This window comes from Mycobacterium sp. P4_H6, assembly GCF_056400845.1.
On the sequence record NZ_JBFUKN010000023.1, the window covers coordinates 63,230 to 79,481 of the forward strand.

The following is a 16,252-nucleotide window of genomic DNA, read 5'->3' on the forward strand; positions in this document are numbered from 1 at the left end:
GCCGTGTTGGTCGCCGGCGGGACGGCGCTGCCCGGAGTCGCCGTGGCAGAGCCCGAAGGCGATATGTCGCTGGCCAATTCGCCCACCCTGGGCCTGCGCACCATCGGACTCGACTCCACCATCTCGCTGTACGGGATCGAAGGCGTGCAGACCTTGTCGGTCCCGGTGCAACCCGGCCTGACACCCGCAGAACTCGTCGCCACCGTGGCACCGCCGGTCAATTCGCTGGGTGGCACGCTGGAGGTCAGTCAGGACGAGCGCATCATCTCGCGGGTCCCGTTGCCGCCGGAACAGGCGCCGATCACCATTCCGCTTGCCGGGGCGCGCATCGTGGACAACGCCGTCACGGTGCAGTTGCGCAGCTATCTGAATCTGCCGCAGGGGTACTGCGTCTTCGACGCCACCAACCCGCTTCGGCTGGTGGGGACCGAAGTCCGCTACTCCGGCCAGGAACTCGCGCCGGCCACCGTCGCGGACTTCCTGCCGCCGGTGCTACAACGGCTGACCCTGGCCGTTCCCTCGAATCCGTCCCGGGCCGAATCCGATGCTGCCGTGAGGCTCGCGACGGCCACGGTCGCACGGTATGGCCCGCAACAGACCGAGATCGACGTCATCTCGACCGACGGCGCGTTGCGCCCGCCGGCGCCGCTGGAACGTCAGATCATGATCCGGGAAGGTGAGGCGCCTGGCGTCAGCCTGCAGGGACCCAATGCCGTACCTGCCCTTCTGATCACGGGTTCGGCCGCAGACCTGGGCAACCAGGCGCGGCTGCTGTCCAGTGACCTCTCCCGGCTGGCAGTGCAGTCCACTGCAGTGGCCGGGCCGTTGTCGACCGTCCCGCAACTGCCCAGCGACCGCACCACCATCCGCAAGCTCGGTCAGCCCGGCGTCAACGCCACCGATCTGGTCAATCCGCGGGTGACCGTCCCGCTCGACCAGACTCGGATCGGCAGGTCGGTGAAGGATGTGCGGGTCCATCTGCAGGGGTCCTACACGCCGCTGCCCGAAGGCCTCGCCGGGCAGGTGACCGTCGGAGTGGGCGGCGAGATGCTGGACCGATGGGCGACCGAGCCCAGCGGTCGGATCGACCGCTGGATCGATGTGCCGGAACGGCTGCTGGAGCGCTACACCAACCTGGACATCGCGGTCGACGCGGCGGGTAACACCGGTCAGTGCGGCGAGTTCCAGCCGATCACGTTGACCATCGACGGCGAGTCGGCGGTGGAGACCGCGCTCGCGAGCCCGCCATCCCCGGCAGGATTCCAGTCTCTTCCGCAGGCCCTGATGCCGCGCGTGGAGATCGGTGTCGACGACGGATTGGACAACCTGCGCCGCGCGGTGCGCATCGTCACCGGCCTGCAACGGTTGAGCAGTCTTCCGTTCGACACGGCGGTCGTGTCCCGCGACGATGCCATCGCCTCGAGCAACCCGGCGATCGTGGTCAGCCCGGACGGCTGGAACGACGACAGGATCGCGCTGCCGGTGACGGTCGATGCCGACGGGGTCATCACCGTCGAGAACGTGGACGGCAGCGGCAATTCCAGCACATTGGCGCTGGATCCGGCTGTCGGGTTCGGGTCCTTGCAGACCCTGTACTCCGGTGGCCGGACGGTGCTCGTCGCGACCTCCAGTGCTGCGCCCGCAGAACTCGACCGGCTACTCACCTGGCTGGACTCCGATATCGGCCGGTGGTCGGGGCTCACCGGCAACGCCGCGGTGTCGATGCCGGGACGCGAACCCATCCAGTTGACAACGCCGGCCGCCGCCGAGGAGGTCGCCGCCGCCACAGCGGACCGAAAGCCGTTGTACATCGCCATCGGCGTGGGCGCGCTCGCTCTGGTGGTGCTGGGTGCGGCATTCGTCGTGCTGCGCGGCAGGCGGTCCCGGGGCACGCCATGACCGCGACCGATGACGTGAAACGGCTGGGCCCGCAGACTGCGAGCACACGGCAGATCTTCGACGCCGACACCGTCACGCCCGAGCAGCAGGCATGGGTGCTGGACCGGGCGATCAACGGGCTGCGCGACGATGATCCCCGGCAGTCCGCGTCCAAGCCGTTACTGGGCTGGCAGAAGCCGGTGCTGCTCAGCCTGCTGGCCGTTGTCATCGCGGTGGCGGTCTGGCGGCCGATGCAGACCGCTGTCGGTCTCATCGGATTCTGCACGCTGGCATACCTTCTGACGCTCGGCGACCGGGTGCTCATCTTCCGGCGCGGGCTGGCATCGCGGCCCATCGTCATTCCCGACGATGTCGCCAGATCGATCGCAGACGAAGACCTGCCGTCCTACACGATCCTGGTGCCCGCCTACAACGAGCCCGAAGTGGTGGCCGACCTGATCGGTGCCATGGATTCGTTGGAGTACCCGAAGGACAAGCTGCAGGTGTTGTTGCTGTTGGAGGCCGACGACCAGGTCACCATCGACGCGGCGGAGGCGTGTGGGGATTCCGAGGTCATCACCATCCTGTTGGTGCCGCCGGCCGAGCCCCGCACCAAGCCCAAGGCGTGTAACTACGGCCTGTACTTCGCCACCGGCGATATCGTCACCATTTTCGACGCCGAGGATCTTCCGGAGCCCCTGCAACTGCGCCGGGTGGTGGCCGCGTTCCGGGACCTACCTGATGACGTCGCGTGTGTGCAGGCAAAACTGGTCTACCACAACGGGCACCAGAATCTGCTGACGGCGTGGTTCACCGCGGAGTACGGACTCTGGTTCGGCTTCCTGCTCCCCGGCATGATGGTCAGCACCTCACCGATCCCGTTGGGCGGCACGTCGAATCATCTGCGCCGCGACATGCTGCAGGGCATCGGCGCCTGGGACCCGTTCAATGTCACCGAGGACGCCGATCTCGGATTACGCATCGCCGCAAACGGATACCACACCGCGGTCATCGATTCCTACACGCTGGAAGAGGCCAACAGCGACCCGATCAACTGGATCCGTCAGCGGTCCCGTTGGTACAAGGGCTATCTGCAGACCTGGTTGGTGCACATCCGGCGACCGCTCAAGCTCTATCGCACCCTTGGCCTGCGCAGCTTCATCCGCTTCACCCTGGTGCTCGCGGGAACCCCGATCATCGCGGTGCTCAACCTGTTGTTCTGGTTCATCACCCTGCTCTGGTTCCTCGGCCAGCCCGCCGTCGTCGGGGAGGTCTTTCCGGACCTCATCTACTTCCCGGCGCTGGTCGCCATGATTCTCGGCAACTTCACCGTCGTGTACATGAACATGATCGCGCTGCGCGAGGACGACAGGTCCGATCTTTTGGTGGCCGCGCTGACGGTGCCGTTGTTCTGGCTGATGATGAGTATCGCCGCCGCCAAGGGCTGTTATCAGATGATCCGGCAGCCGTCGTTCTGGGAGAAGACCTATCACGGCCTCGCCGAGAAGCCCGACGAGACCACCGTGCACCAGCCCGCCGGTCAGCAATGACCGCGACACTCGGCGGGTCGGACCGCCGGCTGAAGTTCACCATCTTCTTCATCTGCCTGGCGGTGTACGTCGGTGTCGGATACTGGCTGCAGATCCAGAACGGGTTCGTCATGGGCGACACCCTGTCCCGGGTGGCCTCCACGCGGGCGGTGTTGTTCAGCCGGGACCCGCATCTGGCCGCTCTGGGTTTCATCTTCACGCCGGTCGCGGCCATGGTGCAGATTCCCGCGGTGTGGCTCAGCCCGGTGTTTCCGGACATCGCCGGGCGTGCCTTCTCCGGATCGATGATGTCGGGACTGTTCATGGCCGGCGCGGCGGTCCAGATCTTCAGCATGGGCGCCGATCGCGGTCTGCCGCGCGCATATTCGTTGACGATCACCGCATTGTTCGCGCTCAATCCGATGATCGTCTTCTACGGCTCCAACGGCATGAGCGAGGCGCCGTTCATCTTCTTCATGACCTGGGCGGTACGCAGGCTGATCATGTGGATGGTCGACGACGACGTGCACCACCTGGTCACCGCCGGTGGGGTGGCGATGGGCCTGGCCTACCTGACCCGTTATGACGCGCTGGCCACCGTCGGGGCCGCCGGACTGATCGTGGGCATCACCACCTATCTGCGGGCGAAATCGCCCCCGCGACTTCATCGCGCCGCGATGGACATGTTGATCGTGAGCGGACCGGGGGTGATCGCCTTTGTGGGCTGGGCGGCCGCGGGCTGGCTCATCACCGGTGAGGCATTCGCGCAGTTCACCTCCCAATACGGAAACGCCGCGATCCTGGACCAATCCGGACTCACCGCACCGAACTTCACCGAGGGAGTGGTCTTCGCGGCCCTCTGCGTCATGTTGCTCGCACCGACCCTGATCCCGCTGGCGCTGTGGGTCCTCATGCAGCGGTGGGGCAGGCCGAACTGGCAGACGATCGTGGTCCCACTGGGGATGTTCGGCGCCGTGCTGGGTTTCCAGGCGTTCAGTTACGCACAGGGGTCCACGTTTCCATTCCTGCGGTTTTTCATCATCGCGATCCCGATGGCGGCGACGTTGGCGTTGCTCGGCGTGCCGGACGGAGTCATGGCCCGGTCCAAGCGTCCCGGTAAGCACGCCCCGGTGGTTCCCGACCACGTCCCACAGAAGCGTTCGGCGGGAACGTATGTCGCGGTGGCGGCGACGCTTGCGGTCGGGATCCCGGTGACGGTGGTGGGCATGTCTGCGCCCGACTACGCCCCGCAGGAGTACGCGCTGGCGGCGGTCCTGGCTGCCGACCCGGACGACGTGAGCGAACGGGCGGCCACCGAACAGCGCATCGCGCGGACATTCGGCACCGAGCGCAGGATCGCCGAGTACCTCGAAACGCTGAATCTCCCCGACAGTTCCGTGATCACCGACACCGTGTACGGCTTCGGGATCATCGCCGCATCGCCGCGGCCAAGGACCTTCGTGATTCCGTCCGATCCCGATTTCACCGAGTTGCTCAACGATCCGAGCGACAACGGCGTCCGGTATCTGCTGTCGGTGCCCCCGGTAGGTCGCGGCACCTCCGATGCCCTCAACCTGCGGTACCCGACCCTTTACGAGACCGGCGCCGAGGTGGCCACCCTGGAACTCGAGATCCCCAACGACGGTGACGGTCAACCGGATTGGCGCCTGTATCGGGTCAACCAGCCCGCCGAGTCCGGGTAGCCCGAAGCGGCGCGCATTGTTGCGGGCGTCAATATCCCCGGTCCACGCCATCTGGCGGGTGTAGTGTCCGGGCGTCCGTCAAACCGGGAGGTCCGATGACCGCAGAGTTCCAGGGCAAGATCGCGCTCGACATCCGTGATTCGGAGCCGGACTGGGGACCGTATGCCGCTCCGGTGGCGCCGTCCGATGCGCCCAATGTGCTCTATCTCGTCTGGGATGACATCGGTATCGCCACCTGGGACTGCTTCGGCGGGCTCGTCGAGATGCCGGCGATGAGCCGCATCGCGGAAAAGGGGGTTCGGCTCTCGCAGTTCCACACCACCGCGCTGTGCTCGCCCACCAGGGCCGCTCTGCTCACCGGCCGCAATCCCACCACCGTCGGGATGGCGACCATCGAAGAGTTCACCGACGGATTCCCGAACAGCAACGGACGGATTCCCTACGACACCGCACTGCTGCCCGAGGTGCTCGCCGAACGCGGATACAACACCTACTGCATCGGGAAGTGGCACCTGACGCCGCTGGAGGAATCCAGCCTGGCGGCCACCAAACGGCACTGGCCGCTGGGCCGCGGCTTCGAACGGTTCTATGGGTTCCTGGGCGGGGAGACCGACCAGTGGTACCCCGACCTGGTGTACGACAACCATCCGGTCGCGCCGCCGGCCACCCCGGAGGACGGCTACCACCTGTCGAAGGATCTGGCGGACAAGACAATCGAGTTCATCAAGGACTCGAAGGTGATCGCACCGGACAAGCCGTGGTTCTCCTACCTGTGCCCGGGCGCCGGGCACGCGCCCCACCACGTGTTCGAGGAGTGGGCCGACAAGTACGCCGGCACCTTCGACATGGGCTACGAGCGCTACCGCGAGATCGTGCTGGAGAACCAGAAGCGCCTGGGCATCGTGCCGGCCGACACCGAGCTGTCTCAGATCAACCCGTACCTGGATGTGACGGGCCCGGGCGGAGAACCGTGGCCGACCCAGGACACGGTGCGCCCGTGGGACACCCTCGACGACGAAGAGAAGAAGCTGTTCACCCGGATGGCAGAGGTGTTCGCCGGGTTCCTGTCCTACACCGACGCGCAGATCGGCCGCATCCTCGACTATCTCGACGAGTCGGGGCAGTTGGACAACACCGTCATCGTGGTGATCTCCGACAACGGCGCCAGTGGCGAAGGCGGGCCGAACGGCTCGGTCAACGAGAGCAAGTTCTTCAACGGCTACATCGACACCGTGGAAGACAGCATGCGGTACTTCGACGTGCTCGGCTCGCCACAGACCTTCAACCACTACCCGATCGGGTGGGCCATGGCGTTCAACACGCCCTACAAGCTGTTCAAGCGCTACGCCTCCCACGAGGGCGGCATCGCCGACAGCGCAATCATCTCCTGGCCCAACGGGATCGACGCTCACGGCGAAGTCCGGGACAACTACGTCAACGTCAGCGACATCACCCCGACGGTGTATGACCTGCTCGGCATCACACCGCCCGACGAGGTCCGCGGCATCGTCCAGAAACCGCTGGACGGAACAAGTTTCGCGGCAACCCTGAAGGATGCGGCGGCGAAGTCCGGCAAGGAGACGCAGTACTACGCCATGCTCGGCACCCGGGGCATCTGGCACGACGGCTGGTTCGCCAACACCGTGCACGCGGCCAGCCCGGCCGGGTGGGGCCACTTCGACACCGACCGTTGGGAACTGTTCCACATCGAATCCGACCGCAGCCAGCGCCACGACCTGGCCGCCGAGCACCCGGACAAGCTGGAGGAACTCAAGGCGCTGTGGTTCGCCGAGGCGGCCAAGTACAACGGGTTGCCGCTGGCCGATCTGAACATCTTCGAGACGCTCGGCCGCTGGCGGCCGTACCTGAGCGGGGAGCGCACCAGCTATACCTACTACCCCGACAACGCCGAAGTCGGCAGTGGCGCAACCCCCGAGATCCGGGGCCGGTCGTTCTCGGTGTTCGTCGAGGTGGACGTGGACGCGGCCGGTGCCGAAGGAGTGCTGTACAAACACGGCGCCGGGCACGGTGGGCATGTGCTGTTCGTCCAGGACGGGCGGTTGCATCACGTCTACAACTTCATGGGTGAGGACGAGCAGCGGGTGTCCGCGCAGGACGTGGTGCCGTCGGGTCGCCACATTCTCGGGGTCCGCTACGAGCGCACCGGCACGGTCGAGAACAGCCACACCCCGCTCGGTGAGGTGTCGCTCTACGTCGACGGCACGGTGGTCGGGACCCGCAGCAATGTGCGCGCCCACCCGGGCAGCTTCGGGCTGGCCGGGGCGGGCATCAAGGTGGGCAGCAATCCGGGCCAGGCGGTGTGCAGTTCCTACCGGGCGCCGTTCCCGTTCACGGGTGGAACAATCGCCAAAGGGGTGGTCGACATCTCGGGCGCGCCCTACCGTGATGGAGAGCGTGAACTGGCGCGGGCATTCGCGAAGGACTGATGACTGGTATCCGAGGGGCTGCAGCCGCAGCGGCGGCGACGCTGTGCCTGGCCGCGCCGATGCTGGCCGCGTGCACCACATCGAGTGAGGGCACACCGGTGGCCGACGATGTCGCCCTCACGACGACCGGCCCCACCGAGACGGCGACGGCCACTCCGACCACCGGCCCCACCACGGATCTCGACCATCCTGATTTCGGTGTCGTCCCGACCAGCACCTCTGCGATCCCGGCAGGCACGGTCACCTGCGAACCCGAGCAGCGTCCCCCGGTCGGCATGGTGGCCAAGGTCGCCGACTCGGTGGCGCCGGTGATCACCGTCGCGGTTCCCGAGGGCTGGTCGATGCAGGGCGGGACGGGCGACGTGGGTGCGCAATTGTCGGGCCCGGACGGGATGTCGGCAACCGTGACGATCATGCCGACGACCCTCGATCCCCAGGCGGCGTTCGCCGAGTACGCGGAGGGTCTGACCGCCGACGCCGCGGTGAGCTCGCTGAGCGTGCTGCCCGCCGAACTGTGCGACTACAGCGGGCAGAAGCTGCTCGGCGCCGTGTCGGACACCCCCGAGAACGCGATCGAGTTCGTCGACCGCGTCGTGCACGTGTGGACCAACAGTCGTGACTACCTGGTCTCGGTGCATACCGAGGCGCCCACCGGAACCGACGGATTCGACCCGGCCTCAACGCAATTGACGGAAGACTTCGAGGTGCGGATTCCTTGAGCCTGTCCGATCTGGTCCAACTGCCCGCGGGCTCATTCCGGATGGGGTCGACCCGTTTCTATCCCGAGGAAGCACCGATCCGCACCGCGCACGTCGCCGCGTTCGGCATCGAACGCCACCCCGTCACCAACGCCCAGTACGCCGCGTTCGTCGCGGACACCGGGTACCTGACCGTCGCCGAACGTCCGTTGGATCCGCAGCTCTACCCCGGAGTCCCGCAGGCCGACCTGCAGCCCGGCGCGATGGTCTTCCGGCAGACCCCGGGCCCGGTGGACCTGCGGGACTGGCGGCAGTGGTGGGACTGGGCCCCCGGCGCCAGCTGGCGTCACCCGTGGGGGCCGGGCAGCGAAGGCGCTCCCGATCACCCGGTGGTGCAGGTGGCCTACGCCGACGCGCTTGCCTACGCGCAGTGGGCGGGCCGCCGGCTGCCCACGGAGGCCGAGTGGGAGTACGCGGCACGTGCGGGCGCGGAGTCGACCTATCCGTGGGGTGAGGAGGTCGCACCGGCGGGGGAGTTGATGGCCAACACCTGGCAGGGCGGCTTCCCGTACCGCAACGACGGCGCACTGGGCTGGGCCGGAACCTCACCGGTCGGCACGTTCCCGGCCAACGGATACGGGCTGGTCGACATGATCGGCAACGTATGGGAGTGGACCGCCACCGAATTCAKCGGGCGCATCCAGAACCCGTGCTGCCTGCCGGCCGACGATCCCGGCGTCAGCCAGGCGCTCAAGGGCGGATCGCATCTGTGTGCCCCGGAGTACTGCCACCGCTACCGGCCCGCGGCGCGCTCGCCGCAGTCCCGGGACACCGCGACCACCCATATCGGGTTCCGCTGCGCGGCCTAGTCTCCTAGCTCGCGCCCACCAGGTGCGCCCGCCGCGGTGACAACCGCAGGTGACCGAGCATCGCGACCGCGGCAGTCAGTGCCGCCGACAGCGCGAACGGGACGGCGATGTGCCACCGCAACAACAGCGCGCCGACGACCGCGCCGGCGAAGATCATGGCGATGGCGCCGAATCGCCGGTTGAGCAGCACGCCACCGCCCCTGCGTGTCCAGGTCTCACCCGCCAGTGACGCCAGCGTGGAGGTCACCACGACGGTCGTCATATCGGCGACCGCCACGGCCCGGGCGACCATGGCCTGCGAACCCATCACCGCGGCCGTCGCGGCCGCCATCACGATCTGGATGGCCGGGCCGGAGTGGTTACCGACGACGGCGGCGACCACGGTGAGCGCGGTCAGTGTCAGTGCGCCGAGCGTCAGCAGTACGGTGACCCGGTGCTGCCACCCTTTGGCACCCGCGCGCAACACCAGGCCGGCGACGAAGGCCGCGGCGGTGAACGCCGCCAGCGCGGTCGCCGGGCCCAGCACCGGCAGATCGTCCGCGCCGGCCACGCCCATGCCGAGGATCACGATGTTGCCGGTCATGTTCCCGGTGAACACCCGGTCCAGGGCCAGGAAGCCGACGGCGTCGACGACTCCGGTGACGAAGGTCAGTGTGACGGTCGCGGCCAGGGCGAGCTTCTGTTCGGTGTCGGTCAGTGCCATCAGAAAACGAGGATGGCGAAGACGGTGGACAGCACCAGACCGGCCATCACCGGCAGGAAGCACTTGCGCGCCAGGGTGAGGACCGGGACGCGTGCGAAGCCGGCCACCGCGACCAGGGATGACCAGGCGACCAGCGTGCCGCCGCCGGACCAGATGTTGCCCATCTGCCCGATCGCGGCCAGCGTCGCCGGATCCATCCCGGCGGCGCTGCCGAGCGCACCTGCCAGCGAGCCGGTCAGGGGGAGACCGCTGAACCCGGAACCCTCCAGGCCGGCGATGACACCGACGAAGAGCACCGTGAACGCGACGATGAAGGCATTCGGTGCGACATGTGACAGCGCCGCGTTGATCAGATCGAACAGCAACGCGGGCCCGGTGGCGTCCTCGGGCATTCCCAGGATGCGGGCGGAGAAGTCGCCGTTGCCGATGAAGAAGAACCCGGCGATCGGCAGCACGATGCCCATGGCCTTGAAGGCGAACACCAGGCCGTCGACGATATGGGTCGACGAGCTCTCCAGGAATGTCCGCTTGTCGTTGGTCAGGCAGGCGGCGAACAGCAGCATCGCGGCGATACCACCGACGATGCCCGCGGCGTCACCACCTTTCAGCGGCGGTACCAGGCTGGTGAACTTGCCCAGCAGGAGATAGACGATGAATGCCAGGTAGGCCATCGGCACGGTCACCGCGAAGGCTTTGGCCGCCAACGTTTTCGGCGGATCGACCGGATCCGGCACGGCATCGTCGAGCACGATGGTGGCGGTCGGGGCATTCGCATCGCCACCACCGACACCGCCGCCGGCGGGGATTGGGGCGTCCCCGCGCAGGCTCACACCGGCGCCACCCGACACGTCCGTGCCAGGTTCTTCGGTGGTCGGGACGCCGAACTTGTCAGCCTTGTTCTCCCAGGCCACCAGCAGATCCGGGGACGGTTTCTGCCAGGTCCGGCGCTGGGTGAAGTAGGTGATGGCCAGCGCGACCAGACCCACGATGAGCGAGAGCACCATCGCCTTGTCGGCGACGCTGTCGGTGTCGACACCGGCCGCCGTCGCCGAGATTCCCGGGGCGACCTTGATGATGTAGTCCGACGACAGGGCCATGCCCTGGCCGGCGATGGCGATCACCATGCCGACCGACAGCGGACTCAGGCCGGCGCGGATCGCCACCGGAATCAGCACGGCGCCCACCAGAGGTACCGCGGGAGTGGGCCAGAAGAACAGCGAGATGACATACGTGACGATGGCCAGTACCACGAAACTGCTTGTGCCCGCCCGCATCACTCTGCGGAACGGCGTCACCATCAGTCGGTCGGCACCCATCTCACGCAGGGCGCCGAGCATCGCTGTCACGAAAGCGATGATGAGGAAGATGTTGAACAACTCGTGAGCGGCCACCAGGCTGGCATTGAAGATCGACGCCAGACCGGTCACGATGCTGCCCGAAAACACCCACGCGGTAAGCAATGTCGCGATGACCGCAGGCACCACGATGTTCTTGCGGAGCGCCATCGTGATGAGAATGACGACGATTCCGGCCAGGTAGATCCAGTGGGCCGCGCTGAGTTGTATATCCATCGACGGTCTTTTCACTCACAACTGCTCGTGGGCTGTGCAGTCTGATGTGGGAATGCTCGGCCCGTTGCCCGACCGGGTCAACGCACACTGTGCACAACGGTGTGCGTATGGCCCTGTGCAACGTGTTCCGACATTGTCATCCTGATGTCGCGGTGTTTCGCAAACGTTAAAATCCGCGCTGGGGTGCGGTTTGTCACGAGGCACGCACCCGGCACGGCTGTGCACAATGCCCGATTCCGGGCGGCATCGCTGTGCGCCTTGGCCCGCACAGGCGGCACCTTCGCCGCGCCGGGAATGAGACAGTGGCGGTGCGGGTGCCACTGCATCTCGCGCAGCCACACCACACAGATCGGCCACGGAAGTCCCCGCCATGACTGACACAGACAGCCGCGTCCCCGCGGGCCCGGCGGTCCCCGACGGAGCCGGCACGCCGTTGGCGCTCGCCGCGCTGCTCTCCGGAACCTTGGTCGGCACGGTCAGCAACAACGTGGTGAACGTGCCGATGCCCGCCATCCTCGCCGAGTTCGGTGCACCCCTGGGAAGCGGCGTGTTCGTGGTGGTCGGCTTCCTGATGACCTTTACCGCGACGATGCCGCTGGTCGGCTGGATCGGGGACCGGTTCGGCAGGCGCCGGATGTACTGCGCCTCGATGATCGCCACCGCGGTGTGCGCCATCGGCGCCGCGACCGCGCCGTCGCTGGAGCTGCTGATCCTGTGGCGCTGCCTGGGCGGTGCGGCCGCCTCCGCGCTGGGCCCCGCCGTGCTGGGCCTGTTGACCTGGCTGTTCGCCGGCGAGCGGCGGGGCAGGGCGGTGGGGCTGTGGGCCTCGGTGAACGGCATCGGTCAGGCCATCGGACCCACCATGGGCGGATTCATCGCCGACGGCTGGGGGTGGCGATGGGTGTTCGTGCCGCTGGTCCCGGTCGCGCTGGCCGGCCTGATCGGCACCCTGCTCCACATTCCCCGTCATCCGGGCACCACGATGCGCTTCGACACCATCGGCGCCACCGCGCTCACCGTCGGGTCGGGGCTGCTCATCCTCGGTGTGGCGCTCGTCCCGCAGCAAGGACTGTCGGCGGTTGTCGTCATCGCCGTGACGGTGGCCGTGGCGATCCTGGTGTTCTTCGTCCGGCACTGCCTGCGGGTGCCGGAGCCGTTCGTCGACGTGCGACTGGTGGCGGAGGCCCGGTTCGTCCGCAGCACCCTGGGCGCGTTCGCGTTCATGTTCAGCCTCGGGGCCACGCTGCTCGCGGTGCCCCTCTATCTCGTCGGCAGCGGCCGGACCGGGTCGCTGGCGGGCGTGGTGCTGCTGGCGATTCCGGCCTCGATGGTGATCCTCGGACCGCTGGTCGGGCGCTACCTGGACCGGATCGGGGCCCGGCGGGTGCTACGCACCGGGTTGGCGCTGCTGATCATCGGCCAGGCGCTGCTCGCCGCGGCCGTCGGGGCGCATCTGGTGGAGAAACGTTGGGGGCTGGCCGGCTTCGTGGCGATTCTGGTCCTGGTCGGCATCGGCACGGCATTGGTGCAGACACCGGCGGCCACCGGTGCCACCCGCTCGCCGGCCGGGGCGCAGGGCACCGGACTCGGATTGTTCAACCTGGTGCGCTTCGGCGGCTCGGCGATGGGCGCCGCGTGGGTCGCGATCGCCCTGGGGTTCGGCACCACCACCGGCTTCACGCTCGCGTTCGCGATGGTGTCCGGCGTCGCGGTGCTCGGTCTGCTGGGCTCGTTCATCGGGCCCGACCCGGCGCCCGAACCGTAGCGCCGTCCACCTCAACGGAAGCTGGCCTCCCGGTCGACAGCGGCGTGCACCTCGCTGAGCAGGTCCAGCCGGATCGCCAGCCACACGGTGAACTGGTTGTCGGGCAACCGGATATCGAGACCGATCGCGCGCGACACCCGGTCCAGTTTGGTCAGCATGGTGTTGCGGTGCACGTTGAGCACCCGGGCGGTGGCGTTGACGTTCCCGCCGTGGGACAGGTAGCCGGTCAGGAAATCGCGCAGGTCGGGAGTGGCGCGCAGGGGTCCCAGCAGGTCGTTGACCAGAGCCTTGCTCTGCTCGGTCTCGGCGATCTCGGCCAGCACCGTGAAACTGCGCAGATCCTGGTAGGACACCGCGCCGGTGAGGCCCAGCCTGCGTGCGATGCCCAGCGCGATGCGGGCCTCGCGGTAGCTGGCCGAGACGGCCTGGGCGCCACTGGCGGGCCTGCTGTAGGACACGGCGACCGCGGCGCCGCGGCGGTTCTCGAGTTCGCCCGCCATCGCCTCGGCGTAATGGACCATCTCGCGGTGCCGCGCGGTGTCGTCACCGCCGCAGAGTGAGCGCACCACCACCAGGACGTCACCCAGCACGGTGACGTAGGAGCGGACCGCGGGATCGGGCGCCACATTGGCGGCGTACCGGGCCAGCCGGACCATGCTCGCCGCGGGGTTGTCCACACCGTGCGGAATCGCGCCCGGCGCGACGAAAACACCGAACTGCGAATCGATGTCGATATCGTGGTACTCGGCTCGTGCGCGCATATCGTGCTCGCTGGAGAAGTGGCCGTGGACCAGAGCCTGGACGAAGTCGCCGCGGGCGCGTTCCTCGGCCTCGTCGACGCTGTGCTGGCGCAGCATCTCCGAACCGATGATCGCGGTCGCCTGTTCGGTGACGACGATGTGTCGCGCCAGATCGTGGGCACCCGGTTCGGAATTCGGGACCAGGACGAGGACCCAGCCTTCGAAGGCCTTGCCGAGCCGGATGGCCGTGGAGATGGCGGTCCACGCATTGCCGTGCGGGTCAGCGAGATGCTCGACGCGGGTGTCGTGATGGCCCGGGAGGCGCGCGCCGGCCGGCAGGTCGACGGTCAACCTCGGCACGATGACCTCGGTGAGGACTCCCGCGGCTTCGGCGGCCAAGCCGTTGTGGGCCACGATCTGGCCGCGGGCATCCAGTGCCACTGCGGGGTTGCGGGCCAGGTTGGACACCTCGCGGATCAAGATCTGTAACCCGGCTCCGCGGTGGAAGAGCCCCGCCAGGGAGGCGTGCACGTGCGTGGCGTACCGCATCACGTGCACTTCCTGACTCAGCGCCCGCTCCGCCAGCAGCCGGTTCAGTGCGGTGAACCCGACCGGAAACGCCATCTCGATCACCACGAGCCCGGCAGGCAGGGCCGTCGGGAAATCGGCGGGGACCGCGCCGTCGACCACCAGGGTGGTGGCGCCGCGGGCGGCGAGCGCGGCCAGTGCGCCGGCGGTGCCCAGCAGGGCTTCCGGACGTGCGTAGACCGCGACGCCGTCGAGCGGCTCGTGGCGGGACAGCACCTCGGAAAGGGGCAGGACCCAATGCAACTCGCGGCCCAGGTGATCCTGGCCGGCGATCACCCGCGCGCCGGACATGAGCGACTCGTCGAGCAGTCCGGCGACCGTCATCCGGTCGCCGTGCGGGTGCTCTGCTGTCATGTGCTCACCTGCTCTGTGCGGCGTGTTCGTCGATGCGGTGGCGGATCGAACCACCACGATCACACTGTCGACTACCCACAGCCTATGTGCAGTTTGACCATGATGCGGCCGATAAAGCGGACATTGTGACCAAGGCGGGTGGCGGCTTGCCCCGGTAGACATTCACCAGGCGAACAGCCCGGGGCGGGATCRCCGCCCCGCAGGAATTCAGCAATTCTCAGGAGGTCAGCAGATATGCACCAGATCTACCGGATCACCCTCGACGACGCCCTTCCCCTGCTCGCCGCCGGCCGGGCCAAGGCCGAAGAGATCGGTGTCAAGCAGACCCTGTGCATCTGCGATGACGGCGGTAATGTCCTTGCCCTGCACCGGCTTCCGGGTGCCCGGCTGACCGGCGTCGATATCTCCATCGCCAAGGCGTTCACCGCTGCAGGCCACGAGCGGGCCACCCACCTGTTCAACGAGGCCCCGGACGGCCCGGCACTGCCGGGCAACGAGGCCTTCGGTATCAGCCACATGCTGCCGGGCAAGTTCGCGGTCTTCGTCGGTGGGTTCCCGCTCGTCTTCAACGGCCAGATCATCGGCGGCGTCGGGATCAGCGGCGGTAACGGCACGCAGGACAAGGCCGTCGGCGCGGCGATCCTGGCCGAGTTCGACGCGCTGACCGCTGCGGTCGCGAGTCACTGAGGCCGGTGTGCACCATGCCTCGTCGCCGCGTCCATCAGGGGTGATGTTGTCCATGTCGCAACCTTGGTCTGCTGGCTAACGTCGCTGGTGCAGAGTCGACTTCGCAACGGCGCGTCGCCTCGCAGCCCCCATCAATCGCGAAACTGTCTCTGTTGCTGATGGTTTCGCGAAATCAACCGATCGAAGGGATCTGATCCATGACTGAACTACTGGGCCGTGACGAGTTCCGCGCCGAGCTCGAGAACGCGATCAAGGGTCGTGAGGCCAAGAACGCATCGTTCTCCAAGGCGTGGGCCGAGGGCCAACTGGAGCGCCACCACTTCGCCCGCTGGGCCGAGAATCACTTCCACTACGTCGGGCCGTTTGCCGACTACCTGGCCAACATCTACGCCAACACCCCGGACCAGTTCACCGGCGCGAAGGATTTCACGCTGCAGAACATGTACGAGGAAGAGCTCGCGGACATCCGGCACACCGACCTGCTGATCAAGTTCGGTGAGGCATGYGGCACCACCAAGGAACGCATCGAGGACCCGAACAACATGAACGCCATCACCCGCGGCCTGCAGTCGTGGTGCTACGCGGTGTCGCAGCGCGAGCACTTCGTGGTGGCCACCGCCGCGCTGGTGGTGGGCCTGGAATCCCAGGTGCCCAGCATCTACATGAAGCAGATCGTCCCCCTGCGTGAGGTCTACAAATTCACCGAGGACGAGATCGAGT

The 16,252-nt window shown here is 67.4% G+C and carries 12 protein-coding genes; 9 read left to right on the plus strand and 3 right to left on the minus strand.

The genetic code is table 11. The features are described 5' to 3' along the window. The first annotated feature begins 42 nt into the window (after positions 1-42). The 6 genes from AC1DTF_RS12240 to AC1DTF_RS12265 all read left to right on the plus strand — a co-directional run bounded on the left by AC1DTF_RS12240 (position 43) and on the right by AC1DTF_RS12265 (position 9,124). Positions 43-1,899 carry a hypothetical protein gene (locus AC1DTF_RS12240; protein ID WP_477474232.1) on the plus strand — a complete coding sequence of 619 codons (1,857 nt, stop codon included), beginning with the start codon at positions 43-45 and terminating at the stop codon, positions 1,897-1,899. After that, a complete protein-coding gene (locus AC1DTF_RS12245; RefSeq protein WP_082614104.1) occupies positions 1,896-3,428 on the plus strand; it encodes a glycosyltransferase in 1,533 nt (510 codons plus the stop codon). The genes AC1DTF_RS12240 and AC1DTF_RS12245 overlap by 4 nt, the downstream gene beginning before the upstream one ends. Beyond that, positions 3,425-5,110, plus strand: coding sequence for an ArnT family glycosyltransferase (locus tag AC1DTF_RS12250; protein WP_057167026.1), 1,686 nt, complete (start codon positions 3,425-3,427; stop codon positions 5,108-5,110). Before AC1DTF_RS12245 ends, AC1DTF_RS12250 begins: the two co-directional genes overlap by 4 nt. Positions 5,111-5,205: 95 nt before the next feature. Then, positions 5,206-7,557 carry an arylsulfatase gene (locus AC1DTF_RS12255; protein ID WP_477474233.1) on the plus strand — a complete coding sequence of 784 codons (2,352 nt, stop codon included), beginning with the start codon at positions 5,206-5,208 and terminating at the stop codon, positions 7,555-7,557. After that, positions 7,557-8,276, plus strand: coding sequence for a hypothetical protein (locus AC1DTF_RS12260; protein WP_477474234.1), 720 nt, complete (start codon positions 7,557-7,559; stop codon positions 8,274-8,276). The genes AC1DTF_RS12255 and AC1DTF_RS12260 overlap by 1 nt, the downstream gene beginning before the upstream one ends. Positions 8,277-8,317: 41 nt before the next feature. Continuing rightward, positions 8,318-9,124, plus strand: a complete 807-nt coding sequence (locus tag AC1DTF_RS12265; protein WP_477474243.1) for a formylglycine-generating enzyme family protein — start codon at positions 8,318-8,320, stop codon at positions 9,122-9,124. A 4-nt stretch (positions 9,125-9,128) separates the two neighbouring features. Here AC1DTF_RS12265 and AC1DTF_RS12270 read toward each other — a convergent pair whose 3' ends face one another. After that, complete coding sequence (locus AC1DTF_RS12270) at positions 9,129-9,827, minus strand: YoaK family protein (protein WP_477474235.1); 699 nt, start codon at positions 9,825-9,827, stop codon at positions 9,129-9,131. After that, positions 9,827-11,398 (minus strand): hypothetical protein, encoded by a 1,572-nt coding sequence (locus tag AC1DTF_RS12275; protein ID WP_477474236.1) that lies wholly within the window; start codon positions 11,396-11,398, stop codon positions 9,827-9,829. Before AC1DTF_RS12275 ends, AC1DTF_RS12270 begins: the two co-directional genes overlap by 1 nt. 370 nt (positions 11,399-11,768) lie before the next feature. Between AC1DTF_RS12275 and AC1DTF_RS12280 the strand changes: the two genes are divergently transcribed. Continuing rightward, positions 11,769-13,163 (plus strand): MFS transporter, encoded by a 1,395-nt coding sequence (locus AC1DTF_RS12280; protein ID WP_477474237.1) that lies wholly within the window; start codon positions 11,769-11,771, stop codon positions 13,161-13,163. 11 nt (positions 13,164-13,174) lie between these two features. On the opposite strand, the gene AC1DTF_RS12285 is transcribed toward AC1DTF_RS12280, so the two are convergent. Then, a complete protein-coding gene (locus AC1DTF_RS12285; protein WP_477474238.1) occupies positions 13,175-14,845 on the minus strand; it encodes a PucR family transcriptional regulator in 1,671 nt (556 codons plus the stop codon). A 234-nt stretch (positions 14,846-15,079) separates the two neighbouring features. On the opposite strand from AC1DTF_RS12285, the gene AC1DTF_RS12290 reads away from it, so the two are divergent. Next, the gene (locus tag AC1DTF_RS12290; protein ID WP_477474239.1) at positions 15,080-15,532 is read left to right on the plus strand and encodes a GlcG/HbpS family heme-binding protein; all 453 of its coding nucleotides are present in this window, start codon (positions 15,080-15,082) and stop codon (positions 15,530-15,532) included. A gap of 197 nt (positions 15,533-15,729) precedes the next feature. Continuing rightward, positions 15,730-16,252 (plus strand): TenA family transcriptional regulator (locus AC1DTF_RS12295; RefSeq protein ID WP_477474240.1); only part of this gene is annotated, 523 nt, incomplete at its 3' end.

Coding starts and splice junctions, on each gene's coding strand:
- AC1DTF_RS12245 (WP_082614104.1), top strand. CDS start 1,896: ATGACCGCGACCGATGACGTGAAACGGCTGGGCCCGCAGACTGCGAGC.
- AC1DTF_RS12250 (WP_057167026.1), top strand. CDS start 3,425: ATGACCGCGACACTCGGCGGGTCGGACCGCCGGCTGAAGTTCACCATC.
- AC1DTF_RS12255 (WP_477474233.1), top strand. CDS start 5,206: ATGACCGCAGAGTTCCAGGGCAAGATCGCGCTCGACATCCGTGATTCG.
- AC1DTF_RS12260 (WP_477474234.1), top strand. CDS start 7,557: ATGACTGGTATCCGAGGGGCTGCAGCCGCAGCGGCGGCGACGCTGTGC.
- AC1DTF_RS12270 (WP_477474235.1), bottom strand. CDS start 9,827: ATGGCACTGACCGACACCGAACAGAAGCTCGCCCTGGCCGCGACCGTC.
- AC1DTF_RS12275 (WP_477474236.1), bottom strand. CDS start 11,398: ATGGATATACAACTCAGCGCGGCCCACTGGATCTACCTGGCCGGAATC.
- AC1DTF_RS12280 (WP_477474237.1), top strand. CDS start 11,769: ATGACTGACACAGACAGCCGCGTCCCCGCGGGCCCGGCGGTCCCCGAC.
- AC1DTF_RS12285 (WP_477474238.1), bottom strand. CDS start 14,845: ATGACAGCAGAGCACCCGCACGGCGACCGGATGACGGTCGCCGGACTG.
- AC1DTF_RS12290 (WP_477474239.1), top strand. CDS start 15,080: ATGCACCAGATCTACCGGATCACCCTCGACGACGCCCTTCCCCTGCTC.